This window comes from Marinobacter sp. C1S70, from assembly GCF_000475355.1.
Lineage (GTDB): Bacteria > Pseudomonadota > Gammaproteobacteria > Pseudomonadales > Oleiphilaceae > Marinobacter > Marinobacter nauticus.
This window is the reverse complement of record NZ_AXBW01000073.1, coordinates 1-15,254: the sequence shown is the minus strand read 5'-3', so window position 1 is coordinate 15,254 and position 15,254 is coordinate 1. Positions and strand designations below refer to the sequence as shown.

17 protein-coding genes and 1 other RNA gene are annotated in these 15,254 nt (G+C 58.4%); 7 read left to right on the top strand and 11 right to left on the bottom strand.

The window, feature by feature from the left end; all coding sequences use genetic code 11:
* Positions 1-6 precede the first annotated feature (6 nt).
* The 8 genes from Q669_RS15515 to Q669_RS15480 form a co-directional block, all read right to left on the bottom strand.
* A complete protein-coding gene (locus tag Q669_RS15515) occupies positions 7-777 on the bottom strand; it encodes an ATP-binding protein (protein WP_013219084.1) in 771 nt (256 codons plus the stop codon).
* A 26-nt stretch (positions 778-803) separates the two neighbouring features.
* Positions 804-1,808, bottom strand: coding sequence for a PD-(D/E)XK nuclease family protein (locus tag Q669_RS15510; protein ID WP_022992981.1), 1,005 nt, complete (start codon positions 1,806-1,808; stop codon positions 804-806).
* Between the two features lie 8 nt (positions 1,809-1,816).
* A complete protein-coding gene (locus tag Q669_RS15505; protein ID WP_013258642.1) occupies positions 1,817-2,155 on the bottom strand; it encodes a hypothetical protein in 339 nt (112 codons plus the stop codon).
* 104 nt (positions 2,156-2,259) lie between these two features.
* Positions 2,260-2,844: a sigma-70 family RNA polymerase sigma factor gene (locus Q669_RS15500; protein ID WP_022992980.1), complete on the bottom strand. Its 585-nt coding sequence runs from the start codon at positions 2,842-2,844 to the stop codon at positions 2,260-2,262.
* 195 nt (positions 2,845-3,039) lie between these two features.
* Positions 3,040-3,366 carry a hypothetical protein gene (locus Q669_RS15495; protein ID WP_022992979.1) on the bottom strand — a complete coding sequence of 109 codons (327 nt, stop codon included), beginning with the start codon at positions 3,364-3,366 and terminating at the stop codon, positions 3,040-3,042.
* Between the two features lie 173 nt (positions 3,367-3,539).
* The gene (locus Q669_RS15490; RefSeq protein ID WP_022992978.1) at positions 3,540-5,642 is read right to left on the bottom strand and encodes a 7-cyano-7-deazaguanine synthase; all 2,103 of its coding nucleotides are present in this window, start codon (positions 5,640-5,642) and stop codon (positions 3,540-3,542) included.
* The gene (locus tag Q669_RS15485) at positions 5,632-6,369 is read right to left on the bottom strand and encodes a hypothetical protein (RefSeq protein WP_022992977.1); all 738 of its coding nucleotides are present in this window, start codon (positions 6,367-6,369) and stop codon (positions 5,632-5,634) included. The genes Q669_RS15490 and Q669_RS15485 overlap by 11 nt, the downstream gene beginning before the upstream one ends.
* A gap of 84 nt (positions 6,370-6,453) precedes the next feature.
* Positions 6,454-6,687, bottom strand: a complete 234-nt coding sequence (locus Q669_RS15480; protein ID WP_022992976.1) for a LexA family protein — start codon at positions 6,685-6,687, stop codon at positions 6,454-6,456.
* A gap of 294 nt (positions 6,688-6,981) precedes the next feature.
* Between Q669_RS15480 and Q669_RS15475 the strand changes: the two genes are divergently transcribed.
* The 4 genes from Q669_RS15475 to Q669_RS15460 are packed head-to-tail and all read left to right on the top strand — an operon-like array spanning position 6,982 to position 9,781.
* Positions 6,982-7,224: a hypothetical protein gene (locus Q669_RS15475; RefSeq protein WP_022992975.1), complete on the top strand. Its 243-nt coding sequence runs from the start codon at positions 6,982-6,984 to the stop codon at positions 7,222-7,224.
* 34 nt (positions 7,225-7,258) lie between these two features.
* Positions 7,259-7,783 (top strand): DUF2924 domain-containing protein, encoded by a 525-nt coding sequence (locus Q669_RS15470; protein WP_022992974.1) that lies wholly within the window; start codon positions 7,259-7,261, stop codon positions 7,781-7,783.
* On the top strand, positions 7,776-9,362 hold the full coding sequence (locus tag Q669_RS15465; protein ID WP_022992973.1) for a recombinase family protein: 1,587 nt from the start codon (positions 7,776-7,778) through the stop codon (positions 9,360-9,362). The genes Q669_RS15470 and Q669_RS15465 overlap by 8 nt, the downstream gene beginning before the upstream one ends.
* Entirely contained in the window at positions 9,359-9,781 is a 423-nt protein-coding gene (locus Q669_RS15460; RefSeq protein WP_022992972.1) for a hypothetical protein, read from the top strand. Before Q669_RS15465 ends, Q669_RS15460 begins: the two co-directional genes overlap by 4 nt.
* A gap of 420 nt (positions 9,782-10,201) precedes the next feature.
* On the opposite strand, the gene ssrA is transcribed toward Q669_RS15460, so the two are convergent.
* The 3 genes from ssrA to smpB form a co-directional block, all read right to left on the bottom strand.
* Positions 10,202-10,567: a transfer-messenger RNA gene (gene ssrA, locus Q669_RS19425) on the bottom strand.
* Between the two features lie 94 nt (positions 10,568-10,661).
* Positions 10,662-12,080, bottom strand: coding sequence for a WS/DGAT/MGAT family O-acyltransferase (locus tag Q669_RS15455; RefSeq protein WP_031210350.1), 1,419 nt, complete (start codon positions 12,078-12,080; stop codon positions 10,662-10,664).
* A 134-nt stretch (positions 12,081-12,214) separates the two neighbouring features.
* Positions 12,215-12,697, bottom strand: coding sequence for an SsrA-binding protein SmpB (gene smpB, locus Q669_RS15450; protein WP_011786782.1), 483 nt, complete (start codon positions 12,695-12,697; stop codon positions 12,215-12,217).
* A gap of 179 nt (positions 12,698-12,876) precedes the next feature.
* Here smpB and Q669_RS15445 point away from each other — a divergent pair, with 179 nt between their 5' ends.
* Genes Q669_RS15445 through Q669_RS15435 form a run of 3 tightly spaced genes read left to right on the top strand, consistent with a single transcriptional unit; the run spans position 12,877 to position 15,247 of the window.
* Positions 12,877-14,463, top strand: coding sequence for a sodium-dependent transporter (locus Q669_RS15445; protein ID WP_022992970.1), 1,587 nt, complete (start codon positions 12,877-12,879; stop codon positions 14,461-14,463).
* Between the two features lie 53 nt (positions 14,464-14,516).
* The gene (locus tag Q669_RS15440; protein ID WP_014422610.1) at positions 14,517-14,963 is read left to right on the top strand and encodes a type II toxin-antitoxin system RatA family toxin; all 447 of its coding nucleotides are present in this window, start codon (positions 14,517-14,519) and stop codon (positions 14,961-14,963) included.
* Positions 14,963-15,247 carry an RnfH family protein gene (locus tag Q669_RS15435; protein ID WP_022992969.1) on the top strand — a complete coding sequence of 95 codons (285 nt, stop codon included), beginning with the start codon at positions 14,963-14,965 and terminating at the stop codon, positions 15,245-15,247. Before Q669_RS15440 ends, Q669_RS15435 begins: the two co-directional genes overlap by 1 nt.
* Positions 15,248-15,254 lie beyond the last annotated feature (7 nt).

The window sequence follows — 15,254 nt, the reverse complement described above, 5'->3', positions numbered from 1 at the left end:
ATCTCCTTACTGTTGAGGTTTCGCCGCCGCACTCGCGGTCGGCTCCGGCTTCGGCCGGGCGGCACTCGCCGCAGCTCCGGCTGCCGTGTTGTTGAAGGCTTTAACGAAGCTCGAAAAATCGAGGGGGATGACTTCGGGGAGTCGGCCGGTGCGGTCACCAGCGTCGTAGTTGGGACTGGGCTTGGTGCGCATCACGCGCTGCCATACCGGCTTGCCGTCCTCGCCGGTTTTCATGTCCAGGTCGCAGAACAGGATCAGGTCCACCAGACCGGTGACCAGCTTTCGCGCCTTTTCCGGCAGCGTCGGCACGATGCGGGTGTGTTTGCCGGTCCGGGTCTCAATGTCCCGCTCCTGGGAGTGGGAAATCAGGATCAGACCGTAGGGCAGGAAGGCGAGCTTGTTGATGACGCGCTGGAACTCGTTGTTGATCAGCGCGTAGCCCTTGCCGTAGCCCAGGTCGGATTCGTGCTCGATCTTGAATTTCTTGCAGACGTAGTCCGAGCACATCTTGTAGGCGTTATCCACCGTGTCGACGACGATGGTCTTGAACTCGTGCTTGCCCTCGGCGATTTCCGCGCAGGCCTGCAGAAGATCGTCCCAGCAGGTGATCGGGGTCTGAAACACCTCCAGGGCGTTCAGGCCCGGCTCGGTCGCCAGGAACAGTGCGTCATCGGCCTTGGAGCACCAGGTGCTCTTGCCGATCTTGCTCGGGCCGTAAACTAGGGCGGTGAGGTCCGAGAGCGTGTGTTTGGGTTTGCTTTTGGTCTTGGGAAGCATGGCTTCGTCTCCTTATGGTTGGGATTTCAAAACACCGGAGCGGCGTCTTCACCGGCTCCGTCCCGCAGCTCTTCGTGCGGGGCGATCCGTTGGAAATGGTTTTCGATGACGTTGGGGTTGCCGCCTGAGCGGCAGAGCTGGAAGTAGGCGCAGGGCCTTCCGTACTGGAAGCAGTAGCTGGTGTTGCGGTAGAAGGTGTCGCGCCGACGGGCGTCGAGCATGGCCTTGGAGAGTTCCCACAGCTCCGCCCGCAGTTCCTCGAACTGGTCGCGGGAGATGTAGAGCACCTCGCGATGGAACATGCCCGGCTCGAGGTACTTCTCCTGGAGCCGCTGCTGAAAGGTGTCGTCATCCTCCGGTAGCTTGCGCTTGGCGCTGCTCTTGCCGGTTTTCGACTTGGCGATCAGCTCCGCCCGGCGGGTCTCGAATTCGGCTTCGGTCTCACCCTTGCCCTGGCGCAGCTTGGCTTTGACCAGAACGTTGTAGATGATGCCGCTGACCGTGATGCCGAGGGTCTGCTCCAGGTACCAGGCGTAGAGGATGATCTGGAAATCGGTCCACAGCCGTTCCAGGTAGCTGGCGTCGATCTGCGAGGCGGTTTTGTGTTCCAGCAGGAAATACTGGCCGTCCTGACGGACGATGCCGTCTACCTTTCCGGCGAGAATGAAACTGCGCGAGGTCGCGCCGGTCGCCGGGTTGACGATGGGACCTTCGAAGGTCTTTTCGAGCGCGACGACCTCGAACTCTTCGGCCGGGTAGTGTTCCGCATAGGCGCTCATCATGGCCCGGGCGAGATGCCAGTCGGCCTGTTGATGATCGTCCTGAGCCCGGTTCGGATAGGTCCGGTCGATGTGGTCGAGGACCTTGGCCAGATCCCGCTCGCCGTGCCAGCACTCCAGGCAGTCGTGAATGACCGAGCCGAAGGCCAGATTGGGGTCGCGCTCGAGCGGCACCAGCTCGTTGATGTAGCGCCACTTGCAGGCCATGCGGCAGTTGCGGAACAGCCGCCACATGGAATAGGTGGTGGTCATTAGCTCGCTCATACCGCCACCCCCGCTGTAGCAGCGGCGGGCGCTGCGCGATGCTTGGAGGCGCAGGCGCAGCCCGACGGTTGGGTTCGTTCGATCAGGACCGAGCGTTCGCCGTACTCCTTGGTGGCGAAGCCGGTAAAGATGCGGGCGAGATCACTGCCGACATCGGTGGAGGCGTCGATCACGCAGGTACGGCGGGCCTTGTCCAGATTGAACCGGCTCTCCATCCGCACACGGGAACGTCCGTGCAGGCTTTCGACGGCCAGCATCGCCAGCATGAAAGTGTCTTCCAGTTCCTGGGCCGGGACCGACTCGTCAAAACGGTATTTGTAGGTGTCGTGAGTCATGGTTGAACTCCTCTTTTGTTCAGGTTCTGATTTCCGAGGCCCCGGATAGCCGCACCATGCGGCACGGTGCTTACTTACCGGAGCCGGAGTCGATGCGTCGGAGATCACAGGTAGTCGGTAAGGCCAGCCTCGCTGAACGCGTCCCGCAGCTTGCTCAGCCGGTCGTAGAGGGTGGTTCTGGGAATGCCCATCTCCCGGGCGATTTCTGCCATGGTGCTGTCGTGCAGGCGCACGCACAGATCCCGGAGTTCTTCCGGCAGCGAGGCGATGGCCCGGTCGAGGTCCATGCGGATCTCATGGGCGAGATGCTCCCTTGTCTCGCGGGTGCCGCTTCCCAGAGAGCCTTCGCTGTCCAGGAAGTCGATCCGCTCGGTGGTGTCGCCTTCACCGTTGTCGAGGGGTTCGTTGAGTGATGTTTGGCAGAGCCGCCAGTCCCGGCATTGGGCGAACCGGGCCTCCAGAATGGTGGAGATGTGACGTTCGACGATCCGGGCCATGAAGGTGGTCTTCTTGGCCTTGGCGGGATTGAAATGTCGCATCCGCTGCAGCAGATCGATCATCAGTTCCTGTTCGAGGTCGGGTCTATCGTCCTCGGTGAATCCGGCCTTGCCTACGAGTTGACGTGCTTTGTGCCGAATGAGGTCGGCGGCATACTTGTCGATGCCGTCGTAAGAATTCTGTGAAACCATCGGGGCCTCCTCGGAGCGAGGAGGAGGTCCGCGTGGGTGTCGGCACGGGCCAGATCACAGGACAAAGCTGTCGCGTGGGCGAAGGGGTCGCAGGTACGCCGCCAATTGCCGTATTCGGCTCGGCGACACCCACAACAGCCTCCGCCATGCGTCCAGCTTGTTGTCCAGTGTCTAAGGGTTCAGGTCGTTACGTGTTCAGGCTGCCCGTTCCTCGATGCGCATCAGGAACGGGAGACCGTGTTTGATCTCGAGCAGGCAGACTTTTCCGCTGCCCATCTGCGCGAGGTGCTCCAGCAGCGTCACGACCTCTTGCTTGAGGATGAAGTCATCTTGGTCGCGCTCAGGCCTGGGACCGCTCTGTCCGCCCAGCTTGATCTCGCGCTCGATGACCGTGTCAGGGGTGAGTTCCGGCTCGCCGTCGCGGACCGGAATGTTGGTGATGCGGCCGAAGTTGATGTCCTGCATCAACTCGATGAGTCGCCGCTTCGGTGGGGTGAGATGTACTTTGTTGATTTGTGCCACTGCCAGTCTCCTTGTTCGGAAGTTCTGGCACGCCCGGTGGCCAACCCTGTGCTGACCAATAAAAAACGCCGGATCGCGCCTTCATTGGGGAAGGCGCTACATCCGGCGTCGCAATGGCTACATTTGGCGTAGCGGAAATTTTTTTTAGTTTTTTCTTCCTGGGTGGTCCCGGGTCATTCGTTGACTATCGGGCGGACCTCCCAAACGATCTCCTCTTCGGTCCGGTAGACCGGTTCGTTGCCGCACTTGATGGACTCCTTCAGGTGGGCGGCCAGCGGCTTGTCATACTTCTCCAGATACTTGATGGCCCGGTTCACGGCACTCCGGAAGGCGTCACGGATGTTCTTGCGTTTGTCGTTGGACGTCCGGAGCTTACCTCCCAGTCCGACCGCCTCATTGATCGCTGCGGTGATCTGGTTCATTTCGTCTTCAAGTCGCTGAATCTCGGCATCGTTGTTTTCTGCCCGGGCTTCTTCAATCTCTCGGAGAAGGTTGTGAGCCGTCTCCCGGTATTGCTCGACAGCCTTGCGGTCGGCAACGAAGCCGGTATCGCCCAATGGAACCCCCTGGGTGACCTGGAACCCATCCTCAGTCTCGTTGGAGTCAAGGAAAGTGTTGCAGCTATCGATGGCGAAGCCGCAAACGATCTCGTAGACCGAGGTTTCTTTGTTGGGCCTCGCCAGGAGGAAGTTGATGTACTCGGCTCCTTTGTCGACACCCGTCACGAGCACCTCGGCGTTGCCGTTAAAGCGTGCGGCCCAGACACCCCCGCGCTTCCTGAAATAGTTGTCCGGCTGCTTCTGCTCGACCGGAATGGCGGGGACTGAGATCACCGATCCCGATTCATAGACCGTCCGAAGCAAGCAGTCTCCTGGCAAGGTGCGCTGGCGGATGGCCGTGATGTTGCGGGCGACCATGGTGTCCATCGCTTCGCAGACCTCCTTGGCGTGGCGCTTGTAAAGGTCATAGACCTTCTGGGCCACGCTTCCGGGGTTCCCATTCAGGTAGCGGAAGACCCGACTCACCTCGCTGAATCGAGCGATAAACTGGGTGATGTCATCCTGATCACGGACCTGGTTGGCACGCTCCAGGTACGCAGCAGCCATGATCTTGTCTTCGTCCTTGCTTCGGCTTTGGGTGAAGATATCGGCCTTGTAGGCATCGACAGGATCATATTGATCGGCCTTCGCCGCAATAACGGCAAAGCGCCGGTCGATGCACTGCGAGCAGGTGCCGCAGTGGGTATGGTGATTGGTCATCTCCCAGGTGTGCGTGCAGGTGGTCGATGCCGCGATCATCTCCTGGCATCCGGCTTTGGTGATGACCCCGACGACGTCAGCCTTGGTTTTCCAGATGTAGGGATTTTCAATGGTGAATGGTTCGCCAGCCACCAGACTGATGATTTCCTGGAAGCCTCGGATTACCCTGGGATGGGTGGTGCGCGTTGCTCGGCCGCCGACGACCTGGGCGCAGACCGGCAGATTCAGACTGATGACGCCGTTCTCGTAGAATCGGACGCTCTTCAGGTTGATCATTTTTGCGATGGTCGCCCCGATGGACACATAGAGGAAGGAGCGGCTCCGCTGTGTGTACTCGTAGTTCAGCCCCTTGTTCTTGTTGACGCGAACTCCGATGTGAAGGGGAGCGTTTTCACCGGCCTTGTCGGCAATCATCTTTTCCAGGCGGCGGTGGCGTTTATTGAGCTTCGGGGTTGACTTGTGGGTCACCAGGACGACCCGGTGCTTTTCGTTCAACACCTCGTCGATAGCTCCGGCCAGCGAATCCAGCCCGCCTGAAAACATCACCACCTGCTCCGGATAACCGAGAAGACGCCCGTCATCGTTGAAGTCCAGATAGCCCTGGAATGCCTGAGCCTCTTTCAGCTTGGTGAATTCGAAGTGGTAACTGTCATCTGACAGGAACCCAAGCGTCGAGCACAGGGCCTGCTGAATCTCCTTACCATTCCAGAAATCCGGGTCCCGGACCGGAATGATGAAATGCAGATTTCTCCGCCAACCATGACCAAAGGAATCAACGTCATCGGCCCCACGGGGAATGGCCTGGTCGGCGCTGTACACGTAGGTGGCAATTTCGAGCAGATCCTGGAAGGAATTCGGCACGTCCTTGCTCATCTTTTTGTGGATGTCCTCGATGCGCAGGGTAATCTTGTCAGGCCCATCCTTGCCCCACAAACGCAGGCGCAAATCCCGATCCGGGTTCTCCTCGATTCCGCTGGTCGGTGCGTTTCCGCAGATGATGTAACGCTTATCTTGCATCGGCTCGCGCTCCTTCTTTCAATTCGTCCTTCATTTTTTTCAGCGCATAGGAGGCGAAGCCGTTGGACGACTCCCGGGAGATGTCACCGCCTTCTTCGTATTTGTGCTTGGAAAACCAATCCGCCGAAAACTGTTCGACGATCAGAGATGCTTCTTTGCAGTGCGTGGTCAGGGCTTTCTCGAATTGTCCCATTTCATTCATGGTGGCAAAGCGCTGGCCTTCGCCCAGATGGGTCGCCAGCGTTTTTGACAGGAAATAATTCATGCTCTCGTTGGTCAGCTTGGCGAAGAACGTGCGGGACAGCTCGCCGAACTCCCGTTTTTTCCCGAGCGACGCCAATGCTGCCTGAACATCGCTGGACTCTGGTGCAAACAAGGAGGGAAGCTTGGGAGAGATGTGTTCGACCAATGCTCCAACCAAGGCCCGCTGCGACATCTCACCCAAGTCTGAGCGGCTACCGTTGGACTCGAGCTTCCGATCCATTGCCTCTGCAACAGCGGCGGCAACGTCCGGCAATGAGGTGTCCTGCGGCAGATTGATACCGACCGACAGCAGGTGATCGTTGAAGTTGTCCTTCTTGGCGGCAATGGCAAGCTGGGTCATCAGCCATACCGCCTCGGTAAACCCCTCATCGTTGAGCACAAATGAGAAGGCCTTGTCAGCCGCCCGTATTGTGGCGTTTGCGATCTGGGACACGTCGGCACCGGCCGTGATCAGGCCGACCACCTCTTTCCATGCCCTCGATCTTGGAAGGCTCCCAAGTCTGACGTGCCCCATGTCGATCTCCTTATTTGTCGCGACCCGGCATCGTTATTCGGGCCTCCTGATGACGACGATGCTTCGGGCCTTACGAGCTTCTTTCTTCAAATAGCCTTTACGGACCAGTTGAGCGATCTGCTCGTGGGCGCTCGCGTGGCTGATACCGAGGACTTCCGACAATTCTTTCACCGTTGGCGGCAACCCCTTTTCATCGATGATTTGGCAAATGACCCTCAGCGTCCTGGCCTGCGGGTCGGTTATTTCCGATAGTTTTTTCTTTCCCATGGCGATTGCTCCGTGTCATGGCCACTGAGCGGATTAAGCCCAATTTATGACCAAGAAATATACGACCTGATGAATATCAGGTCAATCAAAAACAGGACTTTTCATCTGATTCCGACATCTTGCTCGTCCCTCCGGTAGGTAACGAACGCAAGTCCGGTTAAAGCCGGGCACAACCAGATAACCGACCAAAGGCGGAGCTGAGGCGGTTGTGGGTGCCATCGAACGCGCATCCCGACCGCCACCGTTTTCTGGCATCCACACCATCCAGCCCCCCGGTCCCACCGGAGGTGTTCGATGTTGGATGTACAGGAAATGAATGAAGTGCCGGGGACGGATGACCCTGACGAAAACGGCAAACCCGGCAGCCTGTCGGGTGAGGCGAGGCTCCAGTCAGCCGCCTCCATTCTGGCCACGGCGATCCTGCGCCGAAAGGCAAAAAACGCATGTGTGGGCAATGAGTTAGAGGTTTTCGAAGATTCTTCCCCTGTGCTCGGAGAAGGACTTGATTCATTGCCGGAACAGAGCATTCATTCATGACAACTCGTCCGGAAACCAAAATAAGGAGTTGAAAATGAATGAGTTACAGAATGCCTCCACGGGCGGCAAGAATCAGGACCGAACCCGAAACTCGGTCCTTCGGCAGATGGCCCTGCTGCAATCCATGTCCCTGGAGCAGCTCCGGGAAAAATGGCTCGACCTCTACGGCGAAGAGCCGCCCCAGTACAAAAAGCAATTCCTCATCAAGCGGCTGGCCTATCGCATCCAGGAGCTTTTCTACGGTGGGCTGTCCGAGCAGGCCAAGGTCCATCTCCAGCAGGCCGCCAAGGAGGACCCGGTCGCCACTGTCAATCGACGCATCCCTGAAGAGCGGAAATCAAACGAGGCGATCCTGCCCGGGACCAGACTGGTGCGGGTATGGAACGACCGGCGCTATGAGGTGATCGTCCTTGCCGATGGCTACGAGTTCGAAGGCCGCACCTTCCGGTCGCTCAGCGCGGTGGCCAGAGAGATCACCGGGACGCGCTGGAACGGGAAAGTCTTTTTCGGACTGAAGAAGGTTTACGGCAGAAAAGCCGAGGGAGGTTCGGATGCTTGATAACAGCAATGTCGCGCCGGGCAAAAACAAGACCCTGCGCTGCGCCATTTACACCCGCAAGAGTCATGAGGAAGGGCTCGAGCAGGAGTTCAACTCGCTGGATGCGCAACGGGAATCGGCGGAACACTATATCGAAGCTCAGAGGATGCGGGGCTGGACGGCTCTGCCGGATCGCTATGACGATGGTGGTTTCTCGGGCGGGAACATGGAGCGTCCGGGGCTGCGCCGCCTGCTGGCGGACATCGACGCCGGGAAGATCGATGTGATCGTCGTCTACAAGGTCGACCGGCTGTCCCGCTCGCTGCTGGACTTCATGAAGATGATCGACCTCTTCAACGAGAAGGGTGTCAGCTTCGTCTCGGTCACCCAGCACTTCAGCACCACCGATCCCACCGGCCGGATGTTTCTCGGCATCCTGATCACCTTCGCCCAGTATGAGCGGGAGGTCATTGCCGAACGCATCCGGGACAAGGTAGCGGCCGCCAAGCGCCGGGGGAAATACTGCGGTGGCGTGCCCATCCTCGGATACGACGTCGACCGGGAGAACAAGAAGCTGCTGGTCAATCCAGATGAAGCCAGGACAGTGCAATACATTTTCCGCCGCTTCATCCAAATCGGCTCGGCCAAAAAGCTGGGCCAGGAGCTGAACGAACAGGGTTACCGCACCAAGGCCTGGACTACCAAGAAAGGCAGAGTGCGCGAGGGCTCCGAATGGAACACCGCCCACATCTACCGGCTGCTAAACAACCGGATCTATATCGGCGAGATCGCCCACAAGGACCGCAGCTACCCCGGTGAGCACGAAGGGATCATCGACCGGGCGACCTGGGACAAGGTGCAGGCCATCCTGGAGGACAACAAACCGGTCAAGGTTTCCATGGCCAGAACCAAAATGGTCGCCCCGCTGAAAGGCGTCATCCGATGCGGCCACTGCGGATGCGCGATGGGACCGACCTACGCCCGCAAGAACGGCCGCCACTACACCTATTACATCTGCCAGAAAGACAGCAAGCGGACCGTGAGCCGGTGCCCGCTCAAACGGATTCCCGCCGGGGACATCGAGCAGGCGGTGATCGAGCAGTTGAGCGCGGTGTTCCGCACACCGACGCTGGTGGCCAAGACTTACTTCGCAGCCCGGGACATCGAGCAGGCAGAGCGGGAGCGGTTGTTCAAGCAAAAAGCCCAGCTCGAGATGGAGTTGTCGCAGGCGCGGGAGCAGGCACTCGAACTGATGAAACCCGGCAGCGATCAGCCGGGCAAGACCGAGATGCTGACGACGGTCAATCGCCAGGCGGTCGAGCTCTCGAAACAACTGACCCATGTGAGCGAGCGCTGCAGAGCCTACCAGGGGAACAGCATCACGGAACAGGATGTGTCGGAGGCCTTTCAGAATGTCGAGGGCTTCTGGGAAGATCTTTTCCCGGTGGAGCGAAACAGGCTCATCCGCCTCCTGGTGGATAAGGTCGAGATCCGCGAGACCGGAATCGACATGGAGCTGCGTACCAACGGGCTGACAACGCTCATCGCCGAGCTGGCTGGTCTGGCATGCGAAGTCACCGAACGGAGGGCAAGCCGATGAAAATGAAGCCGACCATTACCGTTGCCGACAACGGCAACCTGCAGATCCACATCCCGATGCTGATCCGGCGCATGCGTGGCCGCAAGACGGTCATCGCTCCCCAGGCCCTGGATGGAGATATCCCCGGGGCGCAGGAGCCGGTACAGTCCGCCGTCCTCCAGGCTCTGGCAAGGGCCTTTTCCTGGGCCGACATCCTCGAATCCGGCCAGATCAATTCCATCAGCGAGCTTGCCCGTACCCTCGACGTTGATGGCTCGTATGTAGCCCGCATCCTCAAGCTGACGACCCTGGCCCCCGACATCGTCGAAGCCCTGATCAACGGTGAGGAACCCAACGGGCTCTCGCTGGCCAAACTGACCCAGACCTTCCCTGAGGACTGGACCGAGCAGCGCCGCCAGTTCGGCTTCGCCACCGACTGACGACCGGACCGGAGACCACCCCAGAGAGCCGACCATCAGCGTCGGCTTTTCTACTTTTGGGGGGCAGGAAACCGGAGTTGACCACGCTTCTTTTCATGGCCGAGGCGGGCGATTTCGAAAAAAACGTCCGGTTGCGGCATCGAGCGATGACCTAAGACAATCGCCCAAAACGGCAACCAGCCGCAAACCCATATCAATCAAGGATGTAGCTTTCCGGACGAGCTTCAGACTTGGTCCTTCGATGCCAGAGAATCAGGGGCCAAACAGAGAAAGAAAGGCGGGAGGATGGGGAGAATCGATGGTGCGAAGAGGTGCTTTGGAAAGATGTGAAACGGGCGCAAGCCCTTTATAAACAAGGGGAAAAAGAAAACCCGTCACCCCGGAGAACGACCCCAGAGAGACGGGTTTGTCTTTTTGAAATGGTGGAGACGGCGGGAATTGAACCCGCGTCCGCCAGCACTAGGCCTTGAGGTCTACATGCTTAGTGTCCTTCTATTGATTTAACCTCAAGCGACCCGAAGGTCAGGGTGCAAGAGGCGAGCTCTTTAATCTTAGCCGAACACCAGTGAGCTCTGGTGAACGGAGCAGCCTATAAGCGATGACGTCCTGGGATGTTGCTACTGAGTTATAGGCGCCTCAGCCAGGACGACTGGAACGGCTTACGCCGCCAGTGCGTAGTTTTCGTCGTTTGCGACTATTACGTTGCAGCTTTGGATTTACGAGATTCGCTGCCATCTCGGCATGCACCCAAGGGTTCGTCACCGGCGTCGAAGCCAAGTCGTCCCCTTGTTCCTTCAGTATATGTGTCCGGATTGCCGGACTTCAAGGCTTCTTTGTGTAACGGCGTTACTATTTGTACCTACGCCTGGCGTTGGTGAGCCTAGGAGGCCTGGCGGAAACCGCCGGCGCCGGCTTTCGCGAGTGCAGCCTGATGCAGGTTCTCGAAGCTGTCACGGAAATAATCCATCACCTCGCCCGGGTCGGCTTTGATGCCTTTGTCGACGGTTATGCCGAACTGTACCGTGCCGGCGTAACTGAAAATGCTCATGCCTATACCGATGTTGCCGCTCTGGGGGACCCAGAACATGGGTTGAATCAGTTTGCTGCCCGCCAGGTAAACCGCATGGCGTGGTCCGGGAACGTTGGTCAGAACTGCTGAGGCCTTGTTGCTGAGCAGGTCCAGTGCCCGGCGTTCGAGAATGTCCGGGCCGCGGCCAAACAGGTCCAGCAGGCTATAGGTTACCTGGGCCTGATATGACCGTTTGAGCCGGTTCATGTTTTCCTGAACCTGGCGGAAACACATGATCGGATCCGTTACCTCAACAGGCAGGCACACCAGCACCAGGCCAAACTGATTGCCGAGGGTTTCGATGGGCTGGTCCAGTGGCCTCAGGTTGAAAGGAACGGCAACCCGAATGCCGCAGTCCGGAATGCTCTGGCCGTGCTCCGTAAAATGCCGGGTCAGCGCACCGGTCGCGGCGCAAAGCAATACGTCGTTGACGGTTCCCCCCAGTGTCCGCGCGCACTGTTTCACGGTTTCCAGTTCAAGGGGCTCGGCCCAGGCCACTTGTTTGCGGCCCAGCAGTGGGCTTTTCAGGCTGGTTTTCGGCTCGAAGGGGGCAAGTCCCAGTTTGGCCAGGTCCAGAACAATACCGCCGGCGGTGGTGGCCAGCTTCAGTGGGTAGTCAGGCTCTTTGCGAATGGAATCCACGAACAGGTTGGCCTGTCCCCAGGCCGCCTGGGTGCTGTCTACAATCCGGTGCAGGAACCGGCTGGCGGCGGTGCCGTTGGGTTTTGCGGGTAGCTTTGGGTGTGCAACGCGCTCGAGCTTGGGTTCAGGAGTGCGATCGGTCAGCGAAAGCAGTACCCGCACTAGTGAAATGCCATCGGCAATACAGTGGTGAATCCTGATTAACAGGGCGCAGCCGTTCTCATAGTTGTCGATGTAGTGTATCTGCCACAGGGGGCGGCGGAAATCGAGGGCGGTGCTGTTAAAGTCGCTGGCCAGGGCTTGAAGTTCCCTCTTACCGGCTTTTCCCGGCAGGGCGATGGTGTGCAGGTGATTGTCCAGGTCGAACAGGGGATCGTCTTCCCAGTAGACTTTGTCACCTTTATCAATAATGCGTTGGCGAAAGCGCCGGAATTTCAGGAAGCGTTCTTCCAGGGTGCGCTTGAGTCGCTTGAGCGGAATGGGGTGTTCAAAGACCAGTACCGCGGAAATCATCATGGGATTTTCCGGGGTATCCATGCGTAACCAGGAGCGATCGACGGAGGTCATGGCCGTCCGTTTTGCTGACATAAGCCCTCCCTAGGCTCTGTGCCGGAGTCCGGGCCGCCTGGTACTGCCATCGGGGCCAACTGACGAAAGGCCTAAAAGTATAGGAGGCTTTTTGAAATCAGCAAAGAGGGTGCATATGCGGCACAGTTTTGGTGTCAGGTGTTGGCCTCGCGCATGATGCGCTGTTTCTGGCGGTTCCAGTCACGCTCTTTTTCGGTAGCGCGTTTGTCGAACAGCTTCTTACCCTTCACCAGGGCGATCTCACATTTTACCTTGTTCTTTTTCCAGTACAGGGCGAGGGGAATGCAGGTGTAACCCGCCTGATTCACCTGGCCGACAATCTTGGCGATTTCCTTGGCGTGCAGCAGCAGTTTGCGGGTGCGGGTCGGGTCCGCAATCACATGGGTAGAGGCGGTGTTCAGAGGCGTGATGTGGGAGCCCAACAGCCAGGCCTCGCCGTCCTTCAGCAGTACATAGGCGTCAACCAGTTGTGCCTTACCGGCACGCAACGACTTCACTTCCCAGCCAAGCAGGGCCAGGCCAGCCTCGAAGCGCTCCTCAATATGGTATTCGTGCTTCGCCTTCTTGTTCAGGGCGATGGTGTTGCTGGTTGGGGCGTTTGCTTTCTTCTTGCTCATGAATCCTGTCCGGGATCGGAAGAATGACGATGCTGGTCTTGTCGGTACGCCAGCAAAGCGCGCATTGTAGCGCAGGAGTGCAAGAAGGGTCACGGATTCGCCGTCTGGCTCGGGTTTAGTGTCGTTCCTGCTGGCTTGCTTCGGCTACAATGATGCGCTCGTCACTGCCTGGGGAAGTAATGCTGCGCAAGTACCAGACGTCAATAGGGTCGTTTACCCGAAAATCCACCTTTTTCTGGGCTTCTGTGGGTGCCACGGTCGGCCTGGCCAATCTGTGGCAGTTTCCCTATCTGGCCAGTATCCACGGCGGCGGCTTGTTTATCTTGCTGTACCTGGCCTGTCTGCTGATTGTTACCCTGCCGCTGATGGTGACGGAGGCTGTGATTGGCCGTCATGCCCGGCATGGGATTGTGCTGGCCATGGACGGTATGGTGAAAAACGCTGGCTGCTCACCGTTCTGGCGACTGGCGGGGCCGCTTAGCATTCTTGCGGCGTTCGTGGTGCTCTCCTTTACCGCTGTTTTTGGCGGTATTGTTCTGGCTTACATCTTTTTCGGTGCAACTGACCGTTTCGAGGGTGCTTCGGCGGCCTCAGCAACTGCTGTTCTGTCGGAGTTGGTGTCGGACCCGGGCCACTATCGGCAGTTTATGGCCTGGCATGTTTTCTTCATGATTCTCGTGGTTGCGGTTTCTGCCCGCGGGGTGGTCAAGGGCCTGGAGCGATCGATGCGCATGATCGTACCCTGCACCCTGCTGTTGATGTTGGTGCTGTTCGGGCTGGCAGCAATGCGGGGGAGCTTGCAGTCCGGGATAGATCACGTTCTGGTGATGCGGCCGGAGCAGGTAACAGCGGCCAGTATCAAGGCAGCGTTCTTCCATGCTTTTTATACCTTGGGTCTCGGAATGGGGGTGTGGGCAATATTTGGCGCCTATTCCACCAGCCATACCCGCCTGAAACGCTCAATACTGGCTGTGGTGTTGATGGACACCCTGGTCGCCATCATGGCCGGATTGATGATGTTTTCAGTTGCAGCGGACGGTAGCAGCCTTGAGGGTGAACGGGGTTTCAGCCTGCTTTTTGTTTCCCTGCCGGTCGCGCTATCAGGCTTACCCTACAGTCAGGTGGTGATCGCGTCGGTTTTTCTGCTGGTGGTGCTGATTGTCTGGGCGACGGGGTTGTCTCTGCTCGAACCGGTGGTGGGATGGTTCCGGGAGTGGACCGGGGCGCCTCGGGGCTGGTCTGCGGTCATTGTCGGGCTTGCAGTCTGGTTCGCCGGGCTGGCTTCCCTGTTCTCCTTCAATCTGTGGGCCGATTACCGCATAGGCGGTGCCACTGTATTTCGATGGCTGGAACTGGCCGCCGGTGGCATTGTGATACCGGCGGTGGCTATTCTCATTGCCACATTTGCCGGCTGGTGTATCACCCGGCGCTTCGCGGCAACCATTCTGGGCAATGCGCCGGTTGTGTTCCGGAGAATCTGGTTCTGGGTCATGCGCCTGGTGCTTCCTGTTGTGGCGGCCTGGATCGGGCTACAGTACACGCTTTTCTCACTCGGCAACCTGTGTGACAACGGCAGTGCTGCTATCTGGTGCCAGCAACCTACAGCGTCTGCTGAGGCGCAGAATAGGGCGCCTGAAGACAGTCCGGTTGAGGAGGATGTACCTCCGAAGACACCCGAAGAGGCCGTGCTGCCCGCGGAAAACGGGCAGCCTGAACCAGATGAAAATGCCCCCAAAGAGGGCGATATCCTTTATCATAGTGTCTGACTGGCCCGGCAGGGCTGGAACGAAGTCTGAAACGCAGGAAATCCGGTTTATACATGGCACATCAGATCGACAAGACCGCATTGGTTATGCACTCGGCGGAGCGTATGTTCCACCTGGTCAATGACGTTGCTCGTTACCCTGAGTTCTTACCCTGGTGTGCCGGGGCAGAGGTCCACGAACAGAACGACGCTGAAATCATGGCTTCACTGGATATTTCCAAAGGGGGCGTTCGCCACCGGCTGACCACACGAAACCAGTTGCTGATGCCAGAGACCATTGAAATGAAGCTCGTGGACGGCCCGCTCAGAAATCTTACGGGGCGCTGGCACTTTCGGGCTCTGGACGATAACGCCTGCAAAGTAATCCTGACCCTCGAGTTCGAATTTTCAGGCTCGCTTTCACGAATGACTTTCGGCCCGGTATTTAATCAGGCGGCCAATACCATGGTGGATGCTTTCTGTCGTCGCGCAGACGAGGTTTATCGCGGAGGGATCGTGTGATGGAAGTGGAAGTGGCCTATGCCCGCCCGGACAAGCAGCAGATTGTGCCCGTGGCGGTGCCTCCGGGCACTACAGCTCTTGAAGCCGTGAAGCTCTCCAGGATTACCGAGATCTTTCCGGAGATTGATCCAGACGCTATCGATATGGGGGTGTTTGGCAAAGTGGTGAAGAACCCGGCCGAGCATGCTCTGAGAGAAGGCGACCGGGTGGAACTATACCGCCCACTCAAGATTGATCCCAAGCAGGCTCGCCTGAACCGGGCTAAAAAGAACCTGAATCAGTGACTTCGCT

What these genes read in the sequence shown, in the direction of transcription:
- Q669_RS15515 (WP_013219084.1), bottom strand. Translation starts at nt 777, where the DNA reads ATGCTTCCCAAGACCAAAAGCAAACCCAAACACACGCTCTCGGACCTC.
- Q669_RS15510 (WP_022992981.1), bottom strand. Translation starts at nt 1,808, where the DNA reads ATGACCACCACCTATTCCATGTGGCGGCTGTTCCGCAACTGCCGCATG.
- Q669_RS15505 (WP_013258642.1), bottom strand. Translation starts at nt 2,155, where the DNA reads ATGACTCACGACACCTACAAATACCGTTTTGACGAGTCGGTCCCGGCC.
- Q669_RS15500 (WP_022992980.1), bottom strand. Translation starts at nt 2,844, where the DNA reads ATGGTTTCACAGAATTCTTACGACGGCATCGACAAGTATGCCGCCGAC.
- Q669_RS15490 (WP_022992978.1), bottom strand. Translation starts at nt 5,642, where the DNA reads ATGCAAGATAAGCGTTACATCATCTGCGGAAACGCACCGACCAGCGGA.
- Q669_RS15480 (WP_022992976.1), bottom strand. Translation starts at nt 6,687, where the DNA reads ATGGGAAAGAAAAAACTATCGGAAATAACCGACCCGCAGGCCAGGACG.
- Q669_RS15475 (WP_022992975.1), top strand. Translation starts at nt 6,982, where the DNA reads ATGTTGGATGTACAGGAAATGAATGAAGTGCCGGGGACGGATGACCCT.
- Q669_RS15470 (WP_022992974.1), top strand. Translation starts at nt 7,259, where the DNA reads ATGAATGAGTTACAGAATGCCTCCACGGGCGGCAAGAATCAGGACCGA.
- Q669_RS15465 (WP_022992973.1), top strand. Translation starts at nt 7,776, where the DNA reads ATGCTTGATAACAGCAATGTCGCGCCGGGCAAAAACAAGACCCTGCGC.
- Q669_RS15460 (WP_022992972.1), top strand. Translation starts at nt 9,359, where the DNA reads ATGAAAATGAAGCCGACCATTACCGTTGCCGACAACGGCAACCTGCAG.
- Q669_RS15455 (WP_031210350.1), bottom strand. Translation starts at nt 12,080, where the DNA reads ATGTCAGCAAAACGGACGGCCATGACCTCCGTCGATCGCTCCTGGTTA.
- smpB (WP_011786782.1), bottom strand. Translation starts at nt 12,697, where the DNA reads ATGAGCAAGAAGAAAGCAAACGCCCCAACCAGCAACACCATCGCCCTG.
- Q669_RS15445 (WP_022992970.1), top strand. Translation starts at nt 12,877, where the DNA reads ATGCTGCGCAAGTACCAGACGTCAATAGGGTCGTTTACCCGAAAATCC.
- Q669_RS15440 (WP_014422610.1), top strand. Translation starts at nt 14,517, where the DNA reads ATGGCACATCAGATCGACAAGACCGCATTGGTTATGCACTCGGCGGAG.
- Q669_RS15435 (WP_022992969.1), top strand. Translation starts at nt 14,963, where the DNA reads ATGGAAGTGGAAGTGGCCTATGCCCGCCCGGACAAGCAGCAGATTGTG.